Source organism: Acidovorax sp. (genome assembly GCF_046341535.1).
GTDB lineage: Bacteria > Pseudomonadota > Gammaproteobacteria > Burkholderiales > Burkholderiaceae_C > Acidovorax.
This window is the reverse complement of record NZ_JBKDRI010000197.1, coordinates 1-22,840: the sequence shown is the minus strand read 5'-3', so window position 1 is coordinate 22,840 and position 22,840 is coordinate 1. Positions and strand designations below refer to the sequence as shown.

General features: G+C 65.5%; 23 protein-coding genes. 13 read left to right on the top strand and 10 right to left on the bottom strand.

Annotation, left to right across the window (positions count from 1 at the left end):
• The first annotated feature begins 41 nt into the window (after nt 1-41).
• On the top strand, nt 42-1,064 hold the full coding sequence (arsB, locus tag ACK543_RS14645; RefSeq protein ID WP_409943565.1) for an ACR3 family arsenite efflux transporter: 1,023 nt from the start codon (nt 42-44) through the stop codon (nt 1,062-1,064).
• 182 nt (nt 1,065-1,246) lie between these two features.
• Here arsB and ACK543_RS14640 read toward each other — a convergent pair whose 3' ends face one another.
• Together ACK543_RS14640 and ACK543_RS14635 are read right to left on the bottom strand one after the other, a co-directional pair.
• On the bottom strand, nt 1,247-2,458 hold the full coding sequence (locus ACK543_RS14640; protein ID WP_409943564.1) for an MFS transporter: 1,212 nt from the start codon (nt 2,456-2,458) through the stop codon (nt 1,247-1,249).
• Between the two features lie 271 nt (nt 2,459-2,729).
• Nucleotides 2,730-3,614, bottom strand: coding sequence for a restriction endonuclease (locus tag ACK543_RS14635; protein WP_409943563.1), 885 nt, complete (start codon nt 3,612-3,614; stop codon nt 2,730-2,732).
• 294 nt (nt 3,615-3,908) lie between these two features.
• Here ACK543_RS14635 and ACK543_RS14630 point away from each other — a divergent pair, with 294 nt between their 5' ends.
• The gene (locus ACK543_RS14630) at nt 3,909-4,436 is read left to right on the top strand and encodes a hypothetical protein (protein WP_409943562.1); all 528 of its coding nucleotides are present in this window, start codon (nt 3,909-3,911) and stop codon (nt 4,434-4,436) included.
• A gap of 356 nt (nt 4,437-4,792) precedes the next feature.
• Here the strand turns inward: ACK543_RS14630 and ACK543_RS14625 are convergent, their stop codons facing one another.
• The 8 genes from ACK543_RS14625 to ACK543_RS14590 form a co-directional block, all read right to left on the bottom strand.
• The gene (locus ACK543_RS14625) at nt 4,793-5,008 is read right to left on the bottom strand and encodes a molybdopterin-binding protein (RefSeq protein WP_015013774.1); all 216 of its coding nucleotides are present in this window, start codon (nt 5,006-5,008) and stop codon (nt 4,793-4,795) included.
• Nucleotides 5,009-5,073: 65 nt separating this feature from the next.
• Complete coding sequence (locus ACK543_RS14620) at nt 5,074-5,886, bottom strand: ATP-binding cassette domain-containing protein (protein WP_409943561.1); 813 nt, start codon at nt 5,884-5,886, stop codon at nt 5,074-5,076.
• A gap of 199 nt (nt 5,887-6,085) precedes the next feature.
• Nucleotides 6,086-6,889: an aliphatic sulfonate ABC transporter permease SsuC gene (ssuC, locus tag ACK543_RS14615; RefSeq protein ID WP_409943573.1), complete on the bottom strand. Its 804-nt coding sequence runs from the start codon at nt 6,887-6,889 to the stop codon at nt 6,086-6,088.
• Between the two features lie 84 nt (nt 6,890-6,973).
• Complete coding sequence (gene ssuD / locus ACK543_RS14610; RefSeq protein WP_409943560.1) at nt 6,974-8,137, bottom strand: FMNH2-dependent alkanesulfonate monooxygenase; 1,164 nt, start codon at nt 8,135-8,137, stop codon at nt 6,974-6,976.
• Nucleotides 8,138-8,186: 49 nt separating this feature from the next.
• Nucleotides 8,187-8,327, bottom strand: a complete 141-nt coding sequence (locus tag ACK543_RS14605) for a hypothetical protein (RefSeq protein ID WP_409943559.1) — start codon at nt 8,325-8,327, stop codon at nt 8,187-8,189.
• Between the two features lie 54 nt (nt 8,328-8,381).
• On the bottom strand, nt 8,382-9,350 hold the full coding sequence (locus tag ACK543_RS14600) for a sulfonate ABC transporter substrate-binding protein (RefSeq protein ID WP_409943558.1): 969 nt from the start codon (nt 9,348-9,350) through the stop codon (nt 8,382-8,384).
• Between the two features lie 150 nt (nt 9,351-9,500).
• Nucleotides 9,501-10,091 carry an NADPH-dependent FMN reductase gene (gene ssuE / locus ACK543_RS14595; RefSeq protein ID WP_409943557.1) on the bottom strand — a complete coding sequence of 197 codons (591 nt, stop codon included), beginning with the start codon at nt 10,089-10,091 and terminating at the stop codon, nt 9,501-9,503.
• A gap of 180 nt (nt 10,092-10,271) precedes the next feature.
• Nucleotides 10,272-11,294 (bottom strand): sulfate ABC transporter substrate-binding protein, encoded by a 1,023-nt coding sequence (locus ACK543_RS14590; protein ID WP_409943556.1) that lies wholly within the window; start codon nt 11,292-11,294, stop codon nt 10,272-10,274.
• Between the two features lie 166 nt (nt 11,295-11,460).
• Between ACK543_RS14590 and ACK543_RS14585 the strand changes: the two genes are divergently transcribed.
• From ACK543_RS14585 to ACK543_RS14535, 11 genes are all read left to right on the top strand, one after another.
• The gene (locus tag ACK543_RS14585; RefSeq protein ID WP_409943555.1) at nt 11,461-11,733 is read left to right on the top strand and encodes an oxidative damage protection protein; all 273 of its coding nucleotides are present in this window, start codon (nt 11,461-11,463) and stop codon (nt 11,731-11,733) included.
• A gap of 439 nt (nt 11,734-12,172) precedes the next feature.
• The gene (mnmC, locus tag ACK543_RS14580; RefSeq protein WP_409943554.1) at nt 12,173-14,164 is read left to right on the top strand and encodes an FAD-dependent 5-carboxymethylaminomethyl-2-thiouridine(34) oxidoreductase MnmC; all 1,992 of its coding nucleotides are present in this window, start codon (nt 12,173-12,175) and stop codon (nt 14,162-14,164) included.
• Between the two features lie 188 nt (nt 14,165-14,352).
• Complete coding sequence (locus tag ACK543_RS14575; protein WP_409943553.1) at nt 14,353-15,156, top strand: sulfite exporter TauE/SafE family protein; 804 nt, start codon at nt 14,353-14,355, stop codon at nt 15,154-15,156.
• Between the two features lie 7 nt (nt 15,157-15,163).
• Entirely contained in the window at nt 15,164-16,948 is a 1,785-nt protein-coding gene (locus tag ACK543_RS14570; protein ID WP_409943552.1) for a nitrite/sulfite reductase, read from the top strand.
• A 29-nt stretch (nt 16,949-16,977) separates the two neighbouring features.
• Entirely contained in the window at nt 16,978-17,367 is a 390-nt protein-coding gene (locus ACK543_RS14565) for a DUF934 domain-containing protein (protein ID WP_409943572.1), read from the top strand.
• A gap of 23 nt (nt 17,368-17,390) precedes the next feature.
• Entirely contained in the window at nt 17,391-18,014 is a 624-nt protein-coding gene (locus tag ACK543_RS14560) for a phosphoadenosine phosphosulfate reductase family protein (protein ID WP_409943551.1), read from the top strand.
• 118 nt (nt 18,015-18,132) lie between these two features.
• Nucleotides 18,133-19,098 carry a sulfate adenylyltransferase subunit CysD gene (gene cysD / locus ACK543_RS14555; RefSeq protein ID WP_409943550.1) on the top strand — a complete coding sequence of 322 codons (966 nt, stop codon included), beginning with the start codon at nt 18,133-18,135 and terminating at the stop codon, nt 19,096-19,098.
• A 79-nt stretch (nt 19,099-19,177) separates the two neighbouring features.
• On the top strand, nt 19,178-20,551 hold the full coding sequence (locus ACK543_RS14550; protein WP_409943549.1) for a sulfate adenylyltransferase subunit 1: 1,374 nt from the start codon (nt 19,178-19,180) through the stop codon (nt 20,549-20,551).
• Nucleotides 20,552-20,663: 112 nt separating this feature from the next.
• The gene (gene fdxA, locus ACK543_RS14545) at nt 20,664-20,993 is read left to right on the top strand and encodes a ferredoxin FdxA (protein ID WP_409943548.1); all 330 of its coding nucleotides are present in this window, start codon (nt 20,664-20,666) and stop codon (nt 20,991-20,993) included.
• The gene (locus ACK543_RS14540; RefSeq protein ID WP_409943547.1) at nt 20,990-21,409 is read left to right on the top strand and encodes a hypothetical protein; all 420 of its coding nucleotides are present in this window, start codon (nt 20,990-20,992) and stop codon (nt 21,407-21,409) included. Before fdxA ends, ACK543_RS14540 begins: the two co-directional genes overlap by 4 nt.
• Nucleotides 21,406-22,449 carry an NAD(P)/FAD-dependent oxidoreductase gene (locus ACK543_RS14535; protein WP_409943546.1) on the top strand — a complete coding sequence of 348 codons (1,044 nt, stop codon included), beginning with the start codon at nt 21,406-21,408 and terminating at the stop codon, nt 22,447-22,449. Before ACK543_RS14540 ends, ACK543_RS14535 begins: the two co-directional genes overlap by 4 nt.
• Nucleotides 22,450-22,840 lie beyond the last annotated feature (391 nt).

Genomic DNA, 22,840 nt, shown 5'->3' with positions numbered 1-22,840 from the left:
GTGCGATGCAAGCCCCCGCCCCGTCGACGCCGGCTGCCGCCATGAACGTGTTCGAACGCTGGCTCACCCTCTGGGTCGCGCTCTGCATCGCGGTCGGCATCGCGCTCGGCCAGTGGTTCCCCGCGCCGTTCCAGGCCCTCGGCCGGATGGAGGTCGCCAACGTCAACCTGCCGGTGGGTGCGTTGATCTGGGTGATGATCATCCCGATGCTGCTGAAGGTGGACTTCGGCGCGCTGCACGAGGTGCGCCGGCACTGGCGCGGGATCGGCGTGACCCTGTTCGTGAACTGGGCGGTGAAGCCGTTCTCGATGGCACTGCTGGCCTGGCTGTTCATCCGCGAGTGGTTCGCGCCGTGGCTGCCGGCGGAGCAGATCGATTCCTACGTCGCCGGCCTGATCCTGCTCGCGGCGGCCCCCTGCACCGCGATGGTCTTCGTCTGGAGCCGCCTCACCGGCGGGCACCCACTGTTCACGCTCTCGCAGGTGGCGCTCAACGACACGATCATGGTGTTCGCCTTCGCACCGATCGTGGCCCTGCTGCTGGGGCTGTCGTCGATCGTGGTGCCGTGGCAGACCCTGCTGGTGTCGGTGCTGCTCTACATCGTGGTGCCGGTGGTGATCGCGCAGGCCTGGCGCCGCGCGCTGCTGCGCCGCGGTCCGGGCGCCCTGGAGCGCACGCTCGCCGCGATCGGCCCGTGGTCGGTGGCCGCGCTGCTCGCCACCCTGGTGCTGCTGTTCGCCTTCCAGGGCGAGGCCATCCTTGAACAGCCTCTGGTGATTGCGCTGCTGGCCGTGCCCATCCTCATCCAGGTACTGTTCAACTCCGCCCTGGCCTACGGCCTGAACCGCGCCGTGGGCGAAAAACACAGCATTGCCTGCCCGTCGGCACTGATCGGCGCGTCCAACTTCTTTGAGCTGGCCGTGGCCACGGCGATCAGCCTGTTCGGCTTTCATTCCGGCGCAGCGCTGGCCACTGTGGTGGGCGTGCTGATCGAAGTGCCGGTCATGCTGCTGGTGGTGGCGGTGGTCAATCGCAGTAAGGGCTGGTACGAGGCGCGGGGCTGACCCATGGGTGCCCCATGGGCCCTGCGCACAGACCGCCCGGCAACGACCTTCCCTGCACCTTCGCTCGCGAACGGCGCGCCCGCTACCACTGACCGTTCGGGTTGAGCTTGTCGAAACCCTGCGCAGCGCTTCGACAAGCTCAGCGCGAACGGATGTTCAATTACAACCCAGCGGCCAGCCAGTCAGGGCCCTGACGCACCGCGCGCCTGCACCCGGCGCGATACCGTAACGCCCAGCACGATGACGCCGACCGCCGCCGCCGTGAACATCGGCGGCAACCAACCCCGGTCCACGCCGAACGCCACGATCAGCACCCCCGTGGACTGCCCCAAAAACAGCAGGCATGCAAACAGCGACACCGCCGTGCCACGCGCTTCAGGTGCCATCTGTGTGGCCTGCACCTGAAGCGTGTTGTGCAGCATGTAAAAGCCCAGCCCCGCCAGAAAGCAGCCCACCACCGCCCACGCCACCACGGGGGGCCATGCCAGCAGCAGCAGCCCAGCGGCAATCAGCGCCCCGCCGGCCAGGGCCAGCCCGCGCTCGCCCAGCCAGGCCAGCCAGCGGCGGGCGAATACGCTGTACAGCAGCCCGCCCACGCCGTACAGCACCATGGCACCGCCCGCAGCCGATGCCGACAGACCGAACCCATCGACCATGCGCGCCGGCACAAACGCCAGCGTGCCAAAGGCCAACGCGCCCTCGATGGCCACCACCGCCAGCACCCAGCGCACGCGCGGCACACGCAGCAGGGCCACGGTGCTGGCCACATACCCGCCCAGCGAAAAAGCCGGCCGGCCCGCTGCATCGGCTTGCGACCGGGCCAAGGCCTGCGGTGTGGCGTTTGCAGCGCGCACATGGCGCCACAGCAGCACGGCCGTCACAGCGAACAGCACCGAGAGCACGGCAAACGCAGCCCGCCAGCCCATCGTTTCGGTCGCAAAGCCGCCAAACCACTGCCCGGCCATCATTCCGGTCACCGTGGCCCCCATCAGCCGCGCCAGCGTTTCCTGCCGCTGCGCGTAGGGCACCTGATCGCCGATCCAGGCCATCGACAGCGGAATGATCCCGGCGGCCGCCGCCCCCATGGCAGCGCGCGCCACCACCAGCACCGTGAAGCCCGGTGCCATGGCCGTGACCGCATTGAACACAGCGCATGCCGCCGTCGCGCCAATGATCACGCGCAGCGCTCCCAGCCGATCCCCCAACGGGCCATACACCAGTTGCAGCACGCCATACGCCACCGCAAACGCCGCCACAACAGCCGCCGCATCCCCTGTGGAGATACGGAACTCCTCGGCCAGGGCCACCAGCATGGGGTCGCACACACGCATCGACGCCATGCTGGAAAAGGCGGCCAGGCCGATCAACCGCAGCATGGTGGGGGAAGATGTCATGGGCCGATTGTGAAGCGGGAATGGCCCACCAGGGATAAGAGGTGACTTCACTGAAGCCGCTGGAAGCCGCCGCTGTTACCAACGCGACGGGTTTGACCGACCAACAGGGCCAGCCGGTTACCCCCTTAACCACAACACGCCGCTGATTGAGTGGGGGAACGGACCGCAAAAACACTCCACAGCAGATGCAGGCTGTGCGACTGCAGGTGTTTCATTCACTGGCTCCCAATCGGTCATTGATGAGGCCACGAAAGAAGCCTCATACATTCCCTTACGACTCTTCGAAGTAGTCGGAGTCAATTCGTTTCACTACATATGTCGCCGCCGGTGCTACGCCGACATCGAAGTCAATCATCAGTCCAGCAAGTTGCTTCCCATCGATGAGCACAACCTTAGTGTCGATGCGGGTGGCATAGTCAGCCGCTTCGGCTGTGTAGCTTGAAGTCGTAATGAAGACACCCTTCTTAGCTCTTTGACCTTGGAGCGCGCCAACGAACTTTTGAATCTCAGGTCTTCCGACCGAGCCTTGCCAACGTTTTGCCTGGATGAAGATCGTGTCAAGGCCGAGCCGATCCTCCTTGATGATTCCATCGATACCACCGTCTCCAGTCTGTCCGATTCGTTCACCCGCATCGCGTCTGGAGCCACCGTATCCCATCTTCACCAGTAGCTCAACGACGAGTTGTTCGAAAAACGTGGGTGAGCAGCCAAGAATACGGCTGAGCAGTTCAGCGGCAAGCTGTTCACGCAGCCCTTGATGAGCAAGCTCAATCGCCTCCTCTGGTGTGGTCTTCATCTGGGGTAGTTCGATCGACGCAGAGACATCGTTCTCTAGCTTTGAGTTACCCCGAAAATCCATAAACTCCGGGAACTGCTCCAAAAACTTTACGTCTATTTTCGGCGGGTTTGACGCGAGGATATTTGTGCCTCGTGCAGTTATGTTGAAGACAGCCCGTTTTGGCGATTCGAGAAGACCAGCCTTCTTCAGATAGGCCCGGGCCCAACCTATCCTGTTCTTGAAGACGCCCTGCTGGCCGGAGGGCAACAGTTCAGCCCTCTCCGCTGGAGTCAGTTTGAAGTGTTCGGCAAGGCTCTCTTCAGCATCGCGTAGCGTGTGCTCGACGCCATCCCCCAGGAATCGGAGGAACGGGAGCATGCAGGTCTGGTAGTCGGGTATTGGCATGTTGCGGAGGATACCCGCCACAAAGGCTGCACCCAAACCACTGGGATCAAAAATCAGGCCCTGCCCTTGCGCAACCGATGTCCCACGGGGTGGGCTGCCGGGCCAAGGTTAGGCTGTGCGGCTGCCACCAGAACCTGCGGATGCGCGGCCGCTGTGGTTGCTCCGCATGGACGTCGGGCGAGCCACTGGCAAGCTTGCGGCAGACAATGCACCCAGCACCCATAAGACCGCCCATCCACCCGCCCGCCAAAGCCATCGTGTTGAACCATGTCCTTAGCAAGCAGCCCACTCCTTCGCGTTCTGGCGACGACCGCTTTGATCGTGGCCCTTCCCGGATGCAACAACGCCCCCGTGGACGGCCCGGCCCAGGCCGCGTTGGATGCGCTCGTGGCGTCGTGCACCCGGCACCTTGCAGCGCGCGAACCCGTCGTGCGCCCTGGCACCGCCGCCGAATGGACGAAGACCGGCTACAGCCCCGCGCAAGTGCAAGGCGAAGTCAAACCCACGGGCTCCCCGGTGACGCCCTATGTGGGCAAGATCGTGATCAAGGACAACGAGGCGCGCGCCACAGCGCCCTCCGAAGCTGCCGCCCAGGCCGTGACGCTTACGCCCGCGCACCTGCTGTCCAACCGCACTCACACGTTCATCTACAGCTTTGATGGCAAGCAGTGGGCATGGCAAAACGGCCAGCGCCTGACGAAGATTCCGGGGCACAGCGATGCGACCGAGCCGCTCACCCGGGCCGATGTGGATGGCACGGGACCGCAGGGCTTTGCACCCTGCCTGCCGCGATAGCCTCAGCCATGAACGCGGGCTGCATGGCTGGCCAAGGCCTGCAATGCGGCCCGGTCACATGGGTTCGCATCGGCCCCCACCGGTCATGCGGTATTGCGCATCGCGCCCTGGCGTTCCCCGGCTTGCCAGTCATCCACACCGCAGCGGCCGCCATGCCCAGCCCCCCCCCCCCGAGGATGTCGAGCACACATGGGGCCTGAAGCCGACCGCTCCCGGGCTTTGCTCCTGCGTGGCCGAACGCGTGGGCACGCCGCATGACCGTGACCGACTGAGCGCGGTTCAATCAGTATGCAAACCACCCTGCGGTATGCCCTGCGCTGACCCGGCCATACCGGCCATACCGGCCATCACCAGCGTCACAGCTTGGCGATGGACACCTCGGTGGACTTCACCAGGGCCACCACATCCGACCCGACCACAAGGCCCAGATCGTCCACCGAGCGGGTGGTGATAACCGACGTGACGATGCCCCAGGGGGTTTCGACATCGACCTCGGAGACGACATCGCCGCGAATGATCTCGCGCACTTTGCCCTTGAACTGGTTGCGAACGTTGATGGCTTGGATGGACATGGGGTTCTCCTTGAATAGTCCGTTGAAAAAGCACAGGGGTTGAAAACTGAGGATGAGCTGCGGGTTCAAACCGCCCAGCGCAGGCCGTGGGCCGCAACACCCGGCCAGGGCAGCGGGCTGGCTGCGGGCTCGGGGTCGGGCTTTTGCAGCACGCGGTCGAGGATGCGTTTTTCCAACGCCGCGAACGCCGCGTCGCCATGGGTTCGGGAACGCGGCAGGTCGATGCGCTGGTCCAGCGCGATCTGACCGTCTTCGATCAGGATCACGCGGTCGGCCAGGGCCACGGCCTCCTGCACGTCGTGCGTGACCAGCAGCGCGGTAAAGCCCGACTGGAGCCACAGGCCTTCGATGAGGCGGTGCATCTCGATGCGGGTGAGGGCATCCAGCGCGCCCAGTGGTTCATCGAGCAGCAGCAGACGCGGCTTGTGCACCAGCGCCCGGGCCAGGGCCACGCGCTGGCGCTGGCCGCCCGACAGGCGCGCGGGCCATTCGCCCTGCCGGTCGCCCAGGCCCACTCGGGTCAGCACGTCGGCGGCATCGGTGCGCTGCGCAGGCGGCAGGCCCAGGGCGACGTTTTCGGCCACCCGTTTCCAGGGCAAGAGGCGCGAGTCCTGAAACATGATGCGGGTATCGCTGCTCAGGCCTGCAACGTGCTGACCATCCACGCGAATGGTTCCGCCCGTCACGGATTCCAGCCCTGCCACCAGCCGCAGCAGCGTGCTCTTGCCGCAGCCGCTGCGACCCACGATGGCGACGAACTCGCCGGGCTCAATCACCAGCTCGGTCTTCTTGAGTACATCGCGCGCACCGTAGCGCTTGTCCAGGCCGCGCACTTCCAGGCGCACGCCTTGGCTTTCTGAGGATGAATGTGTAGTCAAAATTGCCTCCTGCGCTTGTCTATCAGGCACTAGCAGCTATAAAAATGTGAGTAATTGAATTGGACGGTTGGGCTGGGCGCGCCCCCGACGCGAGGGATGCCGCGCAAGGGCCGCCCCGCCGCGCTGGCGTCGTCCCCCTTCCCCTAGCGCGCAGCGCGTAGAGAGAAGGGGGAAGCCGCATAGCGGCTCAGGGGGATGCTCATGCCTGATACCCGGGATGCCACCTGAGCCAATACCGCTCCAGCCCCTTGGCAAACACATCGGCCAGCTTGCCCAGCAGCGCATACAGCAAGATGCCCACCAGCACGATGTCGGTCTGCAAAAACTCCCGCGCATTCATCGTGAGGTAGCCAATGCCCGCCTGCGCCGAAATCGTTTCGGCCACGATCAGGATCACCCACATCAACCCGAGCGAAAACCGCAGCCCCACCAGGATGCTGGAGAGCGCGCCAGGCAGGATGATTTGCCGGTACAGCTGCCAGCGGGTGAGGCCATAGGTGCGGCCCATCTCGATCAGCCCCGGATCCACATTGCGGATCCCGTGGAAGGTGTTGAGGTAGATCGGAAAGAACACCGACACGCTGATGAGGAACAGCTTGGCCGACTCGTCAATGCCGAACCACAGGATCACCAGCGGGATGAGCGCCAGCGCCGGGATGTTGCGCACCATCTGGATGGTGGAGTCCAGCAGCGTTTCAAACAGTTTGATGGAGCCCGTGAGCAGGCCCAGCAACAGCCCCAGGCCGCCGCCAATGGCCAGCCCGGCCAGCGCACGCCCAGCGCTCACCTTGACATGGCTCCACAGCTCGCCCGAGGCGGCCAGCGTCCACGCGGCCTTGGTGACTTCCAGCGGCGCAGGCAATACGCGGCTGGACAGCCAGCCTTGCGACGATGCGATTTGCCACAGCACGATGAGGCCCACCGGCACGGCCCAGGGCAGCAGACGCTGGGCAAGTTGCCGGGCAAAGCGCGCCACGGGCGCGGGGAGCAAAGGCCTGGCCATGGGCAGGTGCGCGGCATCGACCAGCGACGATGCGTGCAGTTTTTTGGCGGTATCGGTCATGGATAGCTTCCGGTCGGAAACGGCTCAGCTTTGCGATGCGCGCGGCACAAAGTTGTTGCCCACGGTTTCGCCGAATGGCCCCAAGGGGTTGCCGCCAGCGAGCTTTTGCTGCGTGGCAACGGGCAGCAGCGGGAACACCAGCTCGGCAAAGCGGTAGGCTTCTTCAAGGTGCGGATAGCCCGAGAGCACGAAAGTGTCCAGGCCCAGATCGGCATATTCCTGGATGCGGGCGGCCACAGTCTCGGGGCTGCCCACCAGCGCGGTGCCTGCACCGCCACGCACCAGGCCCACACCGGCCCACAGATTGGGGCTGATCTCCAGGTCTTTGCGGCTGCGCTTGGCACCGCCAGCATGCAGCGCGGCCATGCGGCGCTGGCCTTCGGAGTCCATGCGCGCAAACACAGCCTGCGCGCGCACCACGGTGTCGTCATCCACATGGCTGATGAGCTCTTCGGCAGCGGCCCAGGCTTGTTCATCCGTCTCGCGCACGATGACGTGCAGGCGGATGCCGAACTTCACGGTGCGCCCGTGCTTTTCAGCACGCTCGCGCACGTCGGCCACTTTCTTGGCCACCTCCGCCGGGGGCTCGCCCCAGGTCAGATAGGTCTCGACCTGCTCGGCTGCCAGGTCGTGCGCGGCGGGGGACGAGCCACCAAAGTACACCGGCGGGTGCGGCTTTTGCAGCGGCGGGAACAGCAGTTTGGCGCCCTTCACACTCAGGTGCTGGCCCTCGTAGTCGTAGCTTTCGCCGTCGTGGCTGCGGGCCAGAATCTCGCGCCAGATGCGGATGAACTCGGCCGACTGCTCGTAGCGCGTGGCGTGGTCCAGGAACACGCCGTCACCCTCCAGCTCGGTCTGGTCGCCGCCGGTGACCAGGTTGATGAGCAGACGCCCGCCCGAGAGGCGGTCAAACGTGGCCGCCATGCGTGCGGCCAGCGCGGGCTGGTGCAGGCCGGGCCGCACCGCGACCAGGAACTTGAGCCGTTTCGTGACGGGAATCAGGCTGGATGCCACCACCCACGGATCTTCGCAGGAGCGGCCGGTGGGGATGAGCACGCCTTCGTAGCCCAGGCTGTCGGCGGCTGCGGCCACCTGCTGAAGGTACTCGTGGTTGAGCTGGCGGGCACCTTTGGTGGTGCCCAGGTAGCGGCTGTCGCCGTGGGTGGGAATGAACCAGAAGATATGCATGAATGTCACCAGTGGCGGGCCCGGCATGCGGGCCCTGGGGTTGTTATGTTCAGTAGGAGATGGCAAAACCCGCGCGGGGTGCGCGCCGCACATGGGGGCCCGTACAGGCACGCAGCCCCCATGCGCAGGCCGTCACGCGCAGCAGGTTTTGCAGGCGCGAGTGCATCGGGAACGGCATCGGTGTGGACATCGGGGGCCTCCAGATCAGGGCAGGGTCACAAGGGCGGGTGGGCACATCAGGCGGCTACAGCAGATCGACCGGCGCGGCGTGCAGCAGGTTGAGCTTTTTGGGAATGAGCTTGAGCTCGAAGAAGGTGTCGGCAATCGCCTGCTGCTCGGCCAGGATGTCGCTGGTGACCGGTGCCGTGCCGAACTGGGCGCGGCTCAGGTACAGCTCGGTGATGGATTTGTCCAGGCCCAGCACGGTGGCAAGCTCGGCAGCGGCCGCCGCCTTGTTCTTGGAGACCCAGGTATCAATCGCATTGATCTCTTCGATGGCAATGCGCAGCACATCGGTGTTCTTGGTGGCGAAGTCGCGCGAGGTGAAGTAGTACCCCCGGTTTTTCACCACCCCGGTGGCATCCACCAGCAATCGGGCATCCAGCTGCTTTTGCGCAGCGGCCAGGAACGGGTCCCAGATGATCCAGGCATCGACCGCACCGCGCTCGAAGGCCGCACGCGCATCGGGCGGGGCCAGAAAGATCGATTGCACATCGCCGTATTTCAGGCCGTGTTTCTCCAGCAGCTTGACCAGAAAGTACTGCACGTTGGAGCCCTTGTTGTAGGCCACGCGCTTGCCCTTGAGGTCCGCCACGGTGCGGATGGGGGAGTCCTTGGGCACCACCACCGCCTCCAGGCCGGGGCGGGGCACGGTGGCACCGGCATACACCAGCGGCGCGCCTGCCGCCTGGGCAAAGATGGGCGGGGCTTCACCCACGTCGCCAAAGTCGATCGAGCCCACATTCAGCGCTTCAAGCTGCACCGGGCCGGCGTTGAACTCGGTCCAGGTGACTTTCACGCCCAGGGGGGTCAGCCGCTTTTCCAGCGTGCCACGGGCCTTGAGGATGGAGAGCCAGCCTTTTTGGTGGCCGACGCGCAGCACGCGGCCGCCGGCCTGGGCCCAGGCTGCCCCGGTGGTGGCCGTGAGGGCAGCGGCCGCGGATGCCGCGATGAGTTGGCGGCGACGGAGGGAAAAACGGGTCAGTTCATGCATGGTGCAAGCTCCAGAATTAAAAGGGGTCAACAACGGGCGACCGTGCGAGCCGAGCAGCAGACAACACGCCGCCCTGCCCGCGCACCGGGCGCAGCAAAAAATCAAAAAACGAATGAAAGCGGACGAAAGGGAACGAGGGCAGCGCCGGGCTTACACGCTACATCGCACATCGGCGAAGTTGACCGGCGCAAAACGCGTGGCCTGGGCGGGCGACGGGCGCAGGGTTTCCGTCACCAGCACGTTGACCGCATCGTCCAGCCGGGCGGCAATGTCGGGATGGATGTCGTAAGCCCCCTCGGGGGTCAGAGTGACCTGCGAGTCGGTGGCGTAGATGCCGGGCAGGATGCCTTTGGCACCCAGTGACTGCAGCACGGGCCGCAGCGCGTAGTCGAGCGCCAGCATGTGGTGCGGGCTGCCGCCCGTGGCCAGGGGCAGCACAACCTTGCCCTTGAGCGCCGTTTGCGGCAGCAGGTCCAGAAACACCTTGAGCACGCCGCTGTAGGCCGCCTTGTACACCGGCGTGGCTACCACCAGCACCCGGGCCTGGGCCACCTGGTCGGCAGCACGCACCACCGTGGGGTGGCCAAAGTCGGCCAGCACCAGCGCCTGGGGCGACAGGTCGCGGATGAGGATGCGATCGATCAGCGCACCGCGCACCGTCAGGCGCTGGGCCACGGCCTCCAGCAGGGCGGCAGAGCGGGAACGCTCAGAGGGACTACCAGCAATCAGCAGGGCAGGCATGGGATTCCTTACTATTATTTTGATAGCTACAAACGATTGCTGAACGTGCGCAACCGCCTCATTTATTCACAAAAACAGGCAGCACCCGCCCTGCCCCGCCGGGCCATGGTCTGGCCGGGCAGCAGAGCATTCAGTGGTTGAAGACAGGCTCCTAGGCGCAGGACCCGGGGCCCCTGCGGCTTACTTCTTGGCGTAAATCTGGTCGAAGCTCGCGTTGTCTGCAAAGTGATCGCGGGCCGCCTTGTCCCAGCCGCCAAAGGCCTCTTCGATGGTGAACAGGTTGAGCTTGGGGAACTGCTTGGCGTACTTGGCCTTGGCTTTGTCGGACACGGCCGGGCGGTAGAAGTGCTTGCCAGCGATGTCCTGGCCCTCCTCGGTGTAGAGGTACTGCAGGTAAGCCTCAGCCACGGCGCGGGTGCCCTTTTTGTCTGCGTTTTTGTCCACCACCGACACCGCAGGCTCGGCCAGGATGGAGAGCGACGGGTACACCACGTCCACTTTGCTGCCGAATTCCTTTTCCAGCAGGTAGGCCTCGTTCTCCCAGTTGATGAACACATCACCCTGGTTGCGCTGGGCAAACGTCACCGACGAGCCGCGGGCACCGGTATCGAGCACCGGTACGTTGGCATACAGCTTGGCGACGAACTCACGCGCCTTGGCATCACTGCCGTATTTGCGCTTGGCAAACTCCCAGGCCGCCAGGTAATTCCAGCGCGCGCCGCCCGAGGTCTTGGGGTTGGGCGTGATCACGCTGATGCCGGGCTTGACGAGGTCATCCCAGTCCTTGATGCCCTTGGGGTTGCCCTGGCGCACCACCAGCACGATGGTGGAGGTGTAGGGCGAACTGTTGTGCGGCAGGCGTTTTTGCCAGTCCTTGGGGATCCAGCCGCCGTTTTTGTGCAGGGCATCGGTATCGCCCGCCAACGCCAGCGTGGCCACATCGGCCTCCAGCCCGTCGATGATGGAACGCGCCTGCTTGCCGGAGCCACCATGGCTCTGCTTGACGGTCACGTCCTGCCCGGTCTTGGCCTTCCAGTGTTTGGCAAAAGCTTGGTTGAAGTCCACGTACAACTCGCGCGTCGGGTCGTAGGACACGTTGAGCAGCGTCACAGACTGGGCAAACGACGGCAACGCCGTCAGGGCCAAAGCGCCTGCCAGGGCGGCGGCAAAGGGAAACTTGATAAAGTCGCGGCGAAAGTTCATGAGATCCTCTGATGGAATGTGCAATCGGTGCAGATCACCGATGGAACGCATTCTGAAAGGGCATCTTCAAAACTGGAACTACTGAGATTTCAGTTCTTTATATCCAAATCATCTGTAAAGGCACGCCATTCACCGGCCGCCCGCATCCCACGCAAAGGAAACACCCATGGCACGCACCATTCAATGCATCAAGCTGGGCAAAGAAGCCGAAGGCCTCGACTTCCCGCCCTACCCCGGCGACCTGGGCAAGCGCATCTGGGAAAACGTGAGCAAACAGGCCTGGGCCGACTGGCTCAAGCACCAGACCATGCTGGTCAACGAAAACCGCCTGAACCTGGCCGATGCGCGCGCGCGCCAATACCTGGCACGGCAGATGGAAAACCACTTTTTTGGCGGCGGCGCAGACGCCGCAGCGGGCTACGTACCGCCCAGCGCGTAACGCAGTGCAGCGCTGCAAAAGTGGTTTCGCAAAAACCATTTCTTTGGCGGCGGTGCGGACGCCGCAGCAGGTTACGTGCCCCCTAGCGCGTAAATAGCGCCCCCCCCCCTGAGCGGCTACGCCGCTCCCCCCACTCTCGCAGCGTTGCACGCTGCGGGCAGGGGGACGCAGCCCTCGCTGCGGGGCGGCCCTTGCTTGGCTGCCCTGGCCTGGGCCGCGCCAGCGACGCAGGCTAGGAGCCTGTCGGACTTGGAGCGTCGAAAGCGAAAATCGGCGAGAGCGAGGACAGTTTTTGCCGAATTTGCAGCCCCATAGCCGAGCTATGGGGCAAAAAGGCGGTTAAAAATGGACCGCTACGGTCGATTTGCAGCCGAGGATTTCCAAGTCCGACAGGCTCCTAAGGGCAATGCAAGCGCCACAACCCTCAAGCCCCCACCCCATGTCTGAGCCCATTGACTGGCTGCCCGACGGCACCCCCTACAGCCCGCGCTTTGGCGACCGCTATCACAGCGAAAACGGCGGCCTGGAGCAGGCCAGCGGCGTGTTTCTGCACGGCTGCGGCCTGCCGGGTGCATGGGCTGGCCAGCGGCAATGGCGCATTCTGGAAACCGGCTTTGGCTTTGGCCTGAACTTCCTCGTCACCTGGGCGGCCTGGCGGGCCGACCCGCAGCGCTGCGGTCTGCTGCATTTTGTGTCCACCGAGGCCTGGCCCGTAGGGCTGCACGATCTGCGCCGCGCGCATGCAGCGCATCCGCACCTGGCAGACGTCGCCCGCGAACTGCATCAGCAATGGTGGGGCCTGCTGGCCGGCGTGCACCGCCTGCGCTTTGACGGAGGCCGCGTGCTGCTGACCTTGTGCGTGGGTGACACGCAGGCCCTGCTGCGCCAACAAGGCCCCACGGTGGATTCGGTGTATCTGGACGGCTTCAGCCCCCAGCGCAACCCCGACATCTGGGACACGCACACCCTCAAAGCCGTGGCCCGTTGCTGTCGTCGCGGCACGCGCCTGGCCACCTGGACCATTGCCCGGGCCGTGCGCGACACACTCGCGCAGTGTGGATTTGAGGTGCAGCGCGTGCCTGGCGTGCCGCCCAAACGCGACAACCTGCATGCCGTGTACAACCCGCACTGGGAACCACGCACCGCCCGCGGCGCAGCCCCGGTCGAGGTCCCGGCGATGCCCGGCCGGTGCATCGTCATCGGTGGCGGCATGGCTGGCGCCGCCTGCGCGGCCAGTCTGGCGCGGCGGGGCTGGCAGGTGCAGGTGCTGGACTCTGCCGCGAGCCCTGCGGCGGGCGCCTCGGGCCTGCCAGCGGGCGTGTTCGCGCCCCACATCTCGCCGGACGACAGCGTGCTCTCGCGCCTGTCGCGCAGCGGTGTGCGTACCACGCTGCAGCAGGCCGGCTGGCTGCTGGATGAGGGGGTGGACTGGTCTGCCTGCGGCGTGCTGGAACACCGGGTGGATGGTTCTGCCGGCCTGCCTGCCGCATGGGCCGCAGGAAGCGCTGGCGCGCAGTGGAGCATTCCGGCCCCCGCCGAAACTCTGGCTGCCGCGGGCCTGCCGCCCGGCACCGCTGCCAGCTGGCATCCCCGCGCAGGCTGGATGCGCCCTGCACGCCTGGTGGAGGCCTTGCTGTCGCAACCGGGCATCCAGTGGCGCGGCAACTGCGCCGTGGCGCAGCTGAGGCCGGTCACGCCCGCTTCCCGTCAGGGCGATCCCACCGGGGCGTGCGGCGACAACGGCTGGCAGGCGCTGGACGCGCAGGGCATGGTGCTGGCCGAAGCCTCCCATGTGGTGATTGCAGCAGGCGCAGGCAGCAGCCTGCTGCTGGGGCACCGCTGGGCGCTGGCCCCGGTGCGTGGCCAGTTGAGCTGGGGCCTGCACGACAGCAAGGCCCCGGCGCTCGGGTTGGCACCCTTTCCGGTCAACGGCCACGGCAACCTGGTTCCGGTGTTTCCGGCACCGACTGCGGCCATCGGCAGCCAGCATGCAAGCGCCGGCCCCACCCTGGCGTGGGTCATGGGTTCCACCTTTGAACGCGGGGTGGACGCCTTGCCCCCCTCCCCCGCCGATCAGCGTGCCGCCCATGCCGCCAGTTTGGACAAATTGCGCACCTTGCTGCCGCAGGCTGCGACATCCCTGGGCGGCGTGCTGGATGCGGCGGTGCAGACGCCCGCTGGCGGCGAGATACCGCACGCCCGCGCGGCCCGGTCGTGGGCGGCGGTGCGGTGCACGTCGCCAGACCGCCTGCCCATCGTCGGCCCGGTCGATGCGCAGGCGCTACCGGGGCTGTGGGCATGCACCGCCATGGGCTCGCGCGGCTTGACGCTGGCGCTGCTGTGCGGCGAACTGCTCGCTGCGCGCCTGCATGGCGAACCCTTGCCGCTGGAGACCCGTCTGGCCCAGGCTCTGGGCTCCGAGCGAATGTGATCAACGCAAGGTGACCGCCACGGCGCCTCCAACTTCGGCGCGCCTCGAGGCACCTGCCGCTCGCGCATTACGGCTTGCGCGGATATCGGCCGATCCATCGCACCAACGCTCGCTTATACAAATATCAGCATATTGGCAGCACTAAACAATAGTTTGCATCCATAAGAAGCACCCCTACAGTCACGGCCATGCATGAATTGGCGTTCGTTTTTGCGGGCTTTGCAGTAGGGCTCATCGTGGGCCTGACCGGGGTGGGCGGCGGCTCGTTGATGACGCCGGTGCTGATCTTCTTTTTCGGGGTCAAGCCCCACCTGGCCATTGGCACCGACCTGCTGTTTGCCGCGTTCACCAAGATGGGCGGCACGGTAAGCATGGCGCGCCAGCGGCTGGTGCCCTGGCGCGTGGTGGGCCAGCTGTGCGCGGGCAGCATTCCGGCGGCGCTGCTGGCACTGTGGGTGCTCAAAACGCTTGGGCCGGCCAGCGGGCAGGCGCAGCGCATCATGACCACCACCCTTGGATTCGCATTGCTGCTGACGGCCGCCGCCATGCTCTACAAGGCCGTGGCCTTTTCAAAAGAGCGGCAGGCCGCCGAGCTGGCACGCCGTCAGGCAGGGCAGGAACATGCCACGCGCCCCCGCCACTGGAGCCTGCCCGTACTGCTGGGCGCCGTCATCGGCACGCTGGTGACCTTCACCTCGGTGGGCGCGGGCGCCATCGGCGTCACGGTGCTGTTGCTGGTGTACCCGTTGCTGCCGCTGCCGCGCGTGATTGGCGCCGACATCGCCTACGCCGTGCCCCTGACACTGGTGGCGGGCCTGGGGCACGCTACGCTGGGCTCGGTGGACTGGCCGCTGCTTGCACAATTGCTGGCTGGCTCGCTGCCGGGCATCTGGCTGGGCTCGCGCCTGGTCAGCCGCACCCCCGAGCGCCTGATTCGCTCCGCCCTGTCGGTGCTGCTGGCGTGGGCAGGCACCAAACTGATTTTGATCTGAGCTTTCTATGTACCAATACACCGCATTCGACACCGCGTTCGTGCAGCAGCGCGCAGCGCAGTTCCGCGACCAGCTCACCCGCTGGCAGCACGGCAAGCTGAGCGAAGACGAGTTTCGCCCGCTGCGCCTGCAAAACGGCTGGTACGTGCAGCGCTACGCCCCCATGCTGCGCGTGGCTGTGCCCTATGGCGAAATCGCCAGCCGCCAGCTGCGCGTGCTGGCGCAGATTGCGCGCGACTACGACGAGCCCGAAGCCGCCGTCTTCAAGGCCGCCATGGAAGGCCAGGGCAAGCTGGGCACCACCTTCTTGCCCACCCACTGCGCCCACTTCACCACCCGCACCAACGTGCAGTTCAACTGGATTCCGCTGGCCAAAAGCGCCGATGTGATGGACCTGCTGGCCAGCGTGAACATGCACGGCATACAGACCAGCGGCAACTGCATCCGCAACACCACCACCGACGCCCTGGCGGGCATTGCCGTGGATGAGATCGTGGACCCGCGCCCCTATGCGGAACTGATCCGCCAGTGGTCCACGCTGCACCCCGAATTCGCCTTCCTGCCGCGCAAATTCAAGATTGCCATCACCGGCGCCAAGGACGACCGCGCCGCCACCGGCTGGCATGACGTGGGCTTGCACCTGGTCAAGAACGATGCGGGCGAGATCGGCTTCAAGGTGTTTGTGGGCGGTGGCATGGGCCGCACGCCGGTCATCGGCACGGTGATCCGCGAGTTCCTGCCCTGGAACCAGATCATGAACTACATCGAGGCCATCGTGCGCGTGTACAACGAGCATGGCCGCCGCGACAACAAGTACAAGGCCCGCATCAAGATTCTGGTCAAGTCCGAAGGCCAGAAATACATTGACGATGTGGAGGCCGAATACCGCCAGATCGTCGAGATCGACGGTGGCCCCCACACCATCCCGCAGGCCGAGTTTGACCGCGTGGCCGCGTGCTTTGTGGCGCCCCGGCTGGCCAATATTGCCGATGTGGCCCCGGCAGACCTGCAAGCACAGCTCGACGCCCAGGCCGCCGCGCATGTGATGTTTGGCCGCTGGCTTCAGCGCAACGTGCACCCGCACCGCAACCCCCAGCTGCGCGCCGTGACGCTGTCGTTCAAGCGCCCCGGCCAGGCACCCGGCGACGCCACCAGCGAGCAGCTCATCGCCCTGGCGGATCTGGTGGACAAGTACTCCGCTGGCGAAGCCCGCGTGACGCACGACCAGAACGTGCTGCTGCCCTGGGTGCATGCCAGCGCACTTTTTGCGCTGTGGCAAGAGGCCAAGGCCCTGGGCCTGGCCAGCGCCAACGTGCAGCTGCTCACCGACATGATCGCCTGCCCCGGCGGCGACTTCTGCGCGCTGGCCAATGCCCGCTCGCTGCCGATTGCCGAGGCCATCACGCAGCGCTACCAGGACCTCGACGAGCTCGACGACATCGGCGAAATCGACCTGCATATCAGCGGCTGCATTAACAGCTGCGGCCACCACCACAGCGGCCACATCGGCATTCTGGGCGTGGATAAAGACGGCAAGGAGTGGTATCAGGTCACGCTGGGTGGCTCCGATGGGTCTGACCTGTCGGGCGCGGCCGTGGCTGGCAAGGTGATCGGCCCGTCGTTCTCGGCCGCCGAAGTGCCGGATGTGATCGAGGCCGTGCTTGGCACCTACCGCGACCTGCGCGACAGCGGCGAGAGCTTCCAGAACACCGTGCGCCGCACCGGTCTGGACCCGTTCAAGGAAGCCGCCAAACAGGCCCGCCACAAGGAACTTGAAACCGCCGCCGCATGAACCGGCACTGCACCGCCCCCAACATGATGTTGAAACTACTTGCCACCCACGACCACCAGCCGCCCGCCGAGGGCGACACCCGCAGCGTGGCCCTGCCCAACGATGCCGACGCCCTGGCCCTGCCGCTTGACGGTGTGGAGCGTGTGGACCTGCACTTCCCCAGCTTCACCGATGGCCGCGCGTTCAGCCAGGCGTTTTTGCTGCGCCGCCGCCGCGGCTTTGCGGGCGAGATCCGCGCCACTGGCGACGTGCTGATTGACCAGCTGGTGCAAATGCAGCGCACGGGCTTTAGCTCGGCCGTGCTGCGCGAGGGCGTGGACGCGGCCGATGCGCAGCGCCAGTTCGACCGGTTTGCGGGCTTTTATCAGGGCGATGCCGTTCACCCGCAGCCGCTGTTTGCCACCCGCGCTGCCGCCTGAGACCGAACCCGAAGCACCTCACCATGAGCCACATCGACCTTGCCCGCATCAATGCCGACCTGGGCCGCAACGCACCAGCCCTCGTGGAATGGGCGCTGGGCCTGGGCCAGCCGTCCATCGTCACCACCAACTTCCGCCCGTTTGAAGCCGTCATCCTGCACATGGTGGCCCGCGTGCAGCCCGATGTGCCGGTGGTGTGGATGGACAACGGCTACAACACCGAGGCCACGTACCGCTTTGCCGACGAGGTGACGAAGCAGTTGGGCCTGAACCTCAAGATCTACCTGCCGCGCCGCTCCCGTGCCCACCGCGAAGCCGTGGAGGGCGCCACGCCCGCGCTCGATGACCCGCGCCACGCCGCGTTCACCGAAGAAGTCAAGCTCGAACCCTTTGCCCGGGCCCTGCGCGAAACCGCGCCCAAGGTGTGGTTCACCGCCCTGCGCGCCACCGACACCGCGGTGCGCGCGCAAATGGACCCCGTCAGCATCAACCCCGATGGGCTCATCAAGGTGGCGCCGCTGCTGCACTGGTCGTCCAAAGACCTGCACGAGTACTGCGTCCAGCACGGCCTGCCCAACAACTTTGACTATGTGGACCCCACCAAGGGTGAGGACAACCGCGAGTGCGGTCTTCATTTAGCCCACTGATGCCAGGAAACCGTTCACGCTGAGCTTGTCACAGCGCCGCGCAAGGCGTCAACAAGCTCAGCCCGAAGGGCTCTGATGGATCAACCGTACCTCTGCCCGCCCCACCAGTGATCCGACTATGAATGCCCGCACCGACTCAACGCCGCTTGAGAAAACCAACGACATGAGCTACCACCTCAACAACTCGCACCTGGACGCCCTGGAAGAAGAAACCATCTTCATCCTGCGCGAAGTGGCCGCCGCCTTCGAACGCCCCGCCCTGCTGTTTTCGGGCGGCAAAGATTCGCTGGTCATGCTCAAGTGCGCTGAGAAAGCCTTTGGCACCAAGGCCAGCGGCGGCGGCATTCCGTACCCGCTGCTCATGATCGACACGGGCCACAACTTTCCGGAAGTGACGGACTTTCGCGACTTCCGCGCGCAGGAACTCGGGGCCGAACTCATCGTGCGCAGCGTGGAGGATTCGATGGCACGCGGCACGGTGCGCCTGGCCCACCCGGGAGAGTCGCGCAACGTGCACCAGTCCGTCACGCTGCTCGAAGCGATTGAAGAGTTCCGCTTTGACGCGCTGATTGGCGGCGCCCGCCGCGACGAGGAAAAGGCCCGGGCCAAGGAACGCATCTTCAGCCACCGCGACAGCTTCGGCCAGTGGCAGCCCAAGGCCCAGCGCCCCGAGCTGTGGACGCTGTTCAACACCCGTCTGCAGCCCGGGGAGCACTTCCGCGTGTTCCCCATCAGCAACTGGACCGAGCTCGATGTGTGGCAGTACATCGACCGCGAGCAGATCGGCCTGCCCAGCATTTATTACACCCACAAGCGCCAGGTGGTGGACCGCAAGGGCCTTTTGATGCCCGTGACCGAGCTGACCCCGCCGCGCGAGGGCGAGGTGGTGCAAACACGCGATGTGCGCTTTCGCACCGTGGGCGACATCACCTGCACCGCTCCGGTGGAAAGCACCGCCGCCACCCCGGCCGAGATCGTGATCGAAACCCTGGCCGCCGACGTGAGCGAGCGCGGCGCCACCCGCATGGACGACAAGACCAGCGACGCGTCAATGGAAAAGCGCAAGAAAGACGGGTATTTTTGATGCACCCCCCTGCGTCGCTGCGCGCCTGAACACGGGCCGTGCCTGACTTCACCCACCTGCGGACGACCGAGACAGTTCGATGACAAACACTACAACTTTAATAGCAAACAATGCCCAGCAGACAAGCGCGAGTGGGCTCAATAACCATCAATCCGCCCTCAAGTTCATCACCTGCGGCAGCGTGGACGATGGCAAGAGCACGCTGATTGGCCGCCTGCTGGTGGACAGCAAGGCCGTGCTGCAAGACCACCTGGCTGGTGTGCAGCGCCAGGGCGAAACCGACCTGGCCCTGCTGACCGATGGCCTGTCTGCCGAGCGCGAACAGGGCATCACCATCGACGTGGCCTACCGCTACTTCGCCACCGAAGAGCGCAAGTTCATCATTGGCGATGCGCCCGGCCACGAGCAGTACACGCGCAACATGGTCACCGCCGCCAGTAGTGCCGACGCCGCCGTGGTGCTGGTCGATGCCACCAAGCTCGACTGGAAGAACCCCCATCTGGCCCTGTTGCCGCAAACCCGCCGCCACAGCCTGCTGGCGCATTTGCTGCGCGTGCACTCGTTGGTGTTTGCCGTGAACAAGCTGGACGCGGTGGAAGACCCGGTGCTGGCCTACCAACACATCCTGGGCGCACTGCAATCATTTGCGCAGGCGGCAGGCATCACCGTGCGCGCTACCGTGCCCATCTCTGCATTGAAGGGCTGGAACGTGGTGGATGCCCATGCAGGCTGGTGCGGCTACCAGGGCCCCACGCTGCTGCAAGTGCTGCAAGAGCTGCCCAACACGCCCGCCGACACGGCGCTGCCCCTGGCCTTCCCCGTGCAGTGGGTCGAAAAGTTCTCGTCCTCGTCAGTCACCTCGCAAGGCCGCCGTGTGTTCTGGGGCCGCGTGGCATCGGGCACCGTAGCGCCTGGCACGCAGGTGCAGATCTTCCCCAGTGGCCAACTGGCTAACGTAGCCCAGGTGCTGGACCACGCGCGCCGCCCCAAGGACGTAGCCGCAGGCACCAGCGCGGGCATCATCCTCGACCGCGAGGTGGATGTCTCGCGCGGCGACTGGATCGTGGCCGCCCCCACCGCAGCGGCAGCCCCGGCCGATGATGACTTTGGCGACACCCCCGCAGCCGTGCCCGCGTGGCCCGCCCGCCGCGAACTGAACACCACCATCGCCTGGATGGACGACGAGCCCCTGGTGGCGGGCCGCGTGTACTGGGCGCTGCACGGCCACCGCTGGGTCAAGGCCAAAGTCAAAGCCGTGGTGCACAAGCTCAACATCAACACGCTGGCCGAAGAACCTGCCACCCAGCTTGACCCCAACGCCATCGGCCATGTGGATTTGTTGCTGCAAGAGGCCATTCCGGCCGCCGCTTTTGGCCACGCCCGCGTGCTTGGCGCGCTGATCCTGGTGGACACGGCCAGCCACAAAACGGCGGGCGCCGTGCTGGTGAACTGATCCAGAACAGCCCCCACACCAGAGACACCCCTCCCACACCAGGGGCCCTGTAACCAACGGCCGGTGAAAGCTTCTAAAATTGAGGGTTTCACCGCCCCACACACGCCTTGTCATGACCCACGTCGTCTCCGAAAACTGCATCAAGTGCAAGTACACCGATTGTGTGGACGTGTGCCCCGTGGACTGCTTCCGCGAAGGCCCGAACATGCTCGTCATCGATCCGGACGAGTGCATCGACTGCGCCGTCTGCATACCCGAATGTCCGGCCAACGCCATCTTTGCCGAAGAAGACCTGCCCGCAGACCAGATGGCCTTCATCAAGCTGAACGCAGACCTGGCCCTTGCCGACGGCTGGAAGAGCATCACCAAGCGCAAGCCCGCGCTGCCCGACGCCGACGAGTGGAACGGCAAGCCGGGCAAGATTGCCAACTTGATTAAGTGATCCACCTGAGCCGCTTCGCGTCATCCCCCAAGGGGGACGCCACCAGTGGCCTGGCAAAGCCAGTTCCACGCTGGCACTGGTTTGGGGGAACGCCGGTATCAGGCGATTGCGCGCTGATTGACACCCGTTCGTTCGCGCTGATCCACAAGGATCAGTTCACGCTCAGCCCCAAGAATCCGTTCACGCTGAGCCCCAAGAATCCGTTCACGCTCAGCCCCAAGAATCCGTTCTCGCTGAGCCACAACAATCCGCTCACGCTGAGCCACAACAATCCGCTCACGCTGAGCCACAACAATCCGTTCACGCTGAGCCTGTCGAAGCGCGGCGCAGGGCCTCGAACCGCCCAGCCTCAAGAGAGAGCGCTCACCGAACTCGATCTGGCGCTGAAGGCAGCACACCGGGCAACCCAGCCATGATCCAAGAAACCGATGCCGTCGTCATCGGCGCGGGCCCCGTGGGCTTGTTCCAGGTCTTCCAGCTCGGCCTGCAGGGCATCCCCGTCCACCTGATCGACGCCCTGCCCCACGCGGGCGGCCAGTGTGTCGAGCTGTATGGCGACAAGCCCATTTATGACATTCCCGGCATTCCGGTGTGCACCGGGCGCGAGCTGGCCGGTCTGCTGCTCCAGCAAATTGCACCGTTCAAGACCCAGTGGCACCTGAACACGCTGGTGTCAGCACTTACCGTGCAGGCCGACGGGCGCCTGCGGGTGGAAACCTCTCAGGGCACACCCTTGCTCGCCCGCGCGGTGTTCATCGCGGCCGGGGTGGGTGCCTTTGTGCCGCGCTCGCTCAAGGTGGACGGCATCGCGCGGTTTGTGGGTACCCAGGTCCACTACCAAAATCTGCCCGCCACGGCCGACGTCACCGGGCAGCATGTGGTGGTGCATGGCGGCGATGAGCCCGCCGTGGCGCGCGCCGTGGCGCTGGCCGAACAAGCCCAGGCCGCCCGCGTGAGCCTGCTGCACCGCCGCGATGTGTTCCACGCCCCCGACGCCCTGCTGCAGCGCCTGCAGCAACTGCGCGATGCGGGCCGCATCCATGTCGAGGCCGCGCAGATCACCGGCATCGACACCACGGATGGTCGGCTGACTGCGCTGCGTGTGGTGGGCCCCGATGGCAACACCCGCACCCTGCCGCTGGATGTGCTGCTGGCCGTTCTAGGCCTGTCCCCCCGGCTGGGGCCCATTGCCGACTGGGGCATCGCGCTGGACCGCAAACAACTGGTGGTGGACACCGAAGCCTTCCGCACCAGCGTGCCCGGCATCTACGCCGTGGGCGACATCAACACCTACCCCGGCAAACGCAAGCTCATCCTGTGCGGCTTCCACGAAGCCACCCTGGCCGCCTTTGCCGCGGCCGAGGCGCTCAAGGGCGACAAGGTGGCGCTGCAGTACACCACCACCAGCCCACGGCTGCACCAGTTGCTGGGTGTGCTGCCTGCCACCGCGACCTGACCGGGCACGCAGCCGCCTCACTGCAAACCACAGCGCTACAGTCTCGCCAGTGTCCACGCCAAGGGTGTCGAGTCCGGCCCGCCGGTATCGACTGGGAGAGTCCCTTTGAACCTGATGGAGATCAGCGGGCGTCAGGGTTCAAGACGAAAGCGGGCACTCAACGTCGCAGCGCAGCCGACGCTGCAGGCGGTCGGATGCAGCGACTTGTTAAGTTGAACGATGAACGAGCGCGTGAATTTCGGGCCATAGTGCTAACGAATGAAAGGGACTTCCCCGTCCCAAGTGAGCCGCGCCCCGTGGGGGTTGCGGTTTACGGCAACGAAGTGCCACGATGGAGAGGCGAATCTTTTCATCAACTCACTTTTTCTGGAAGGGGAAGTCATGGCAATCG

What these genes read in the sequence shown, in the direction of transcription:
- arsB (WP_409943565.1), top strand. Translation starts at nt 42, where the DNA reads ATGAACGTGTTCGAACGCTGGCTCACCCTCTGGGTCGCGCTCTGCATC.
- ACK543_RS14640 (WP_409943564.1), bottom strand. Translation starts at nt 2,458, where the DNA reads ATGACATCTTCCCCCACCATGCTGCGGTTGATCGGCCTGGCCGCCTTT.
- ACK543_RS14635 (WP_409943563.1), bottom strand. Translation starts at nt 3,614, where the DNA reads ATGCTCCCGTTCCTCCGATTCCTGGGGGATGGCGTCGAGCACACGCTA.
- ACK543_RS14630 (WP_409943562.1), top strand. Translation starts at nt 3,909, where the DNA reads ATGTCCTTAGCAAGCAGCCCACTCCTTCGCGTTCTGGCGACGACCGCT.
- ACK543_RS14625 (WP_015013774.1), bottom strand. Translation starts at nt 5,008, where the DNA reads ATGTCCATCCAAGCCATCAACGTTCGCAACCAGTTCAAGGGCAAAGTG.
- ssuC (WP_409943573.1), bottom strand. Translation starts at nt 6,889, where the DNA reads ATGGCCAGGCCTTTGCTCCCCGCGCCCGTGGCGCGCTTTGCCCGGCAA.
- ssuD (WP_409943560.1), bottom strand. Translation starts at nt 8,137, where the DNA reads ATGCATATCTTCTGGTTCATTCCCACCCACGGCGACAGCCGCTACCTG.
- ACK543_RS14605 (WP_409943559.1), bottom strand. Translation starts at nt 8,327, where the DNA reads ATGTCCACACCGATGCCGTTCCCGATGCACTCGCGCCTGCAAAACCTG.
- ACK543_RS14600 (WP_409943558.1), bottom strand. Translation starts at nt 9,350, where the DNA reads ATGCATGAACTGACCCGTTTTTCCCTCCGTCGCCGCCAACTCATCGCG.
- ssuE (WP_409943557.1), bottom strand. Translation starts at nt 10,091, where the DNA reads ATGCCTGCCCTGCTGATTGCTGGTAGTCCCTCTGAGCGTTCCCGCTCT.
- ACK543_RS14590 (WP_409943556.1), bottom strand. Translation starts at nt 11,294, where the DNA reads ATGAACTTTCGCCGCGACTTTATCAAGTTTCCCTTTGCCGCCGCCCTG.
- ACK543_RS14585 (WP_409943555.1), top strand. Translation starts at nt 11,461, where the DNA reads ATGGCACGCACCATTCAATGCATCAAGCTGGGCAAAGAAGCCGAAGGC.
- mnmC (WP_409943554.1), top strand. Translation starts at nt 12,173, where the DNA reads ATGTCTGAGCCCATTGACTGGCTGCCCGACGGCACCCCCTACAGCCCG.
- ACK543_RS14575 (WP_409943553.1), top strand. Translation starts at nt 14,353, where the DNA reads ATGCATGAATTGGCGTTCGTTTTTGCGGGCTTTGCAGTAGGGCTCATC.
- ACK543_RS14570 (WP_409943552.1), top strand. Translation starts at nt 15,164, where the DNA reads ATGTACCAATACACCGCATTCGACACCGCGTTCGTGCAGCAGCGCGCA.
- ACK543_RS14560 (WP_409943551.1), top strand. Translation starts at nt 17,391, where the DNA reads ATGAGCCACATCGACCTTGCCCGCATCAATGCCGACCTGGGCCGCAAC.
- cysD (WP_409943550.1), top strand. Translation starts at nt 18,133, where the DNA reads ATGAATGCCCGCACCGACTCAACGCCGCTTGAGAAAACCAACGACATG.
- ACK543_RS14550 (WP_409943549.1), top strand. Translation starts at nt 19,178, where the DNA reads ATGACAAACACTACAACTTTAATAGCAAACAATGCCCAGCAGACAAGC.
- fdxA (WP_409943548.1), top strand. Translation starts at nt 20,664, where the DNA reads ATGACCCACGTCGTCTCCGAAAACTGCATCAAGTGCAAGTACACCGAT.
- ACK543_RS14535 (WP_409943546.1), top strand. Translation starts at nt 21,406, where the DNA reads ATGATCCAAGAAACCGATGCCGTCGTCATCGGCGCGGGCCCCGTGGGC.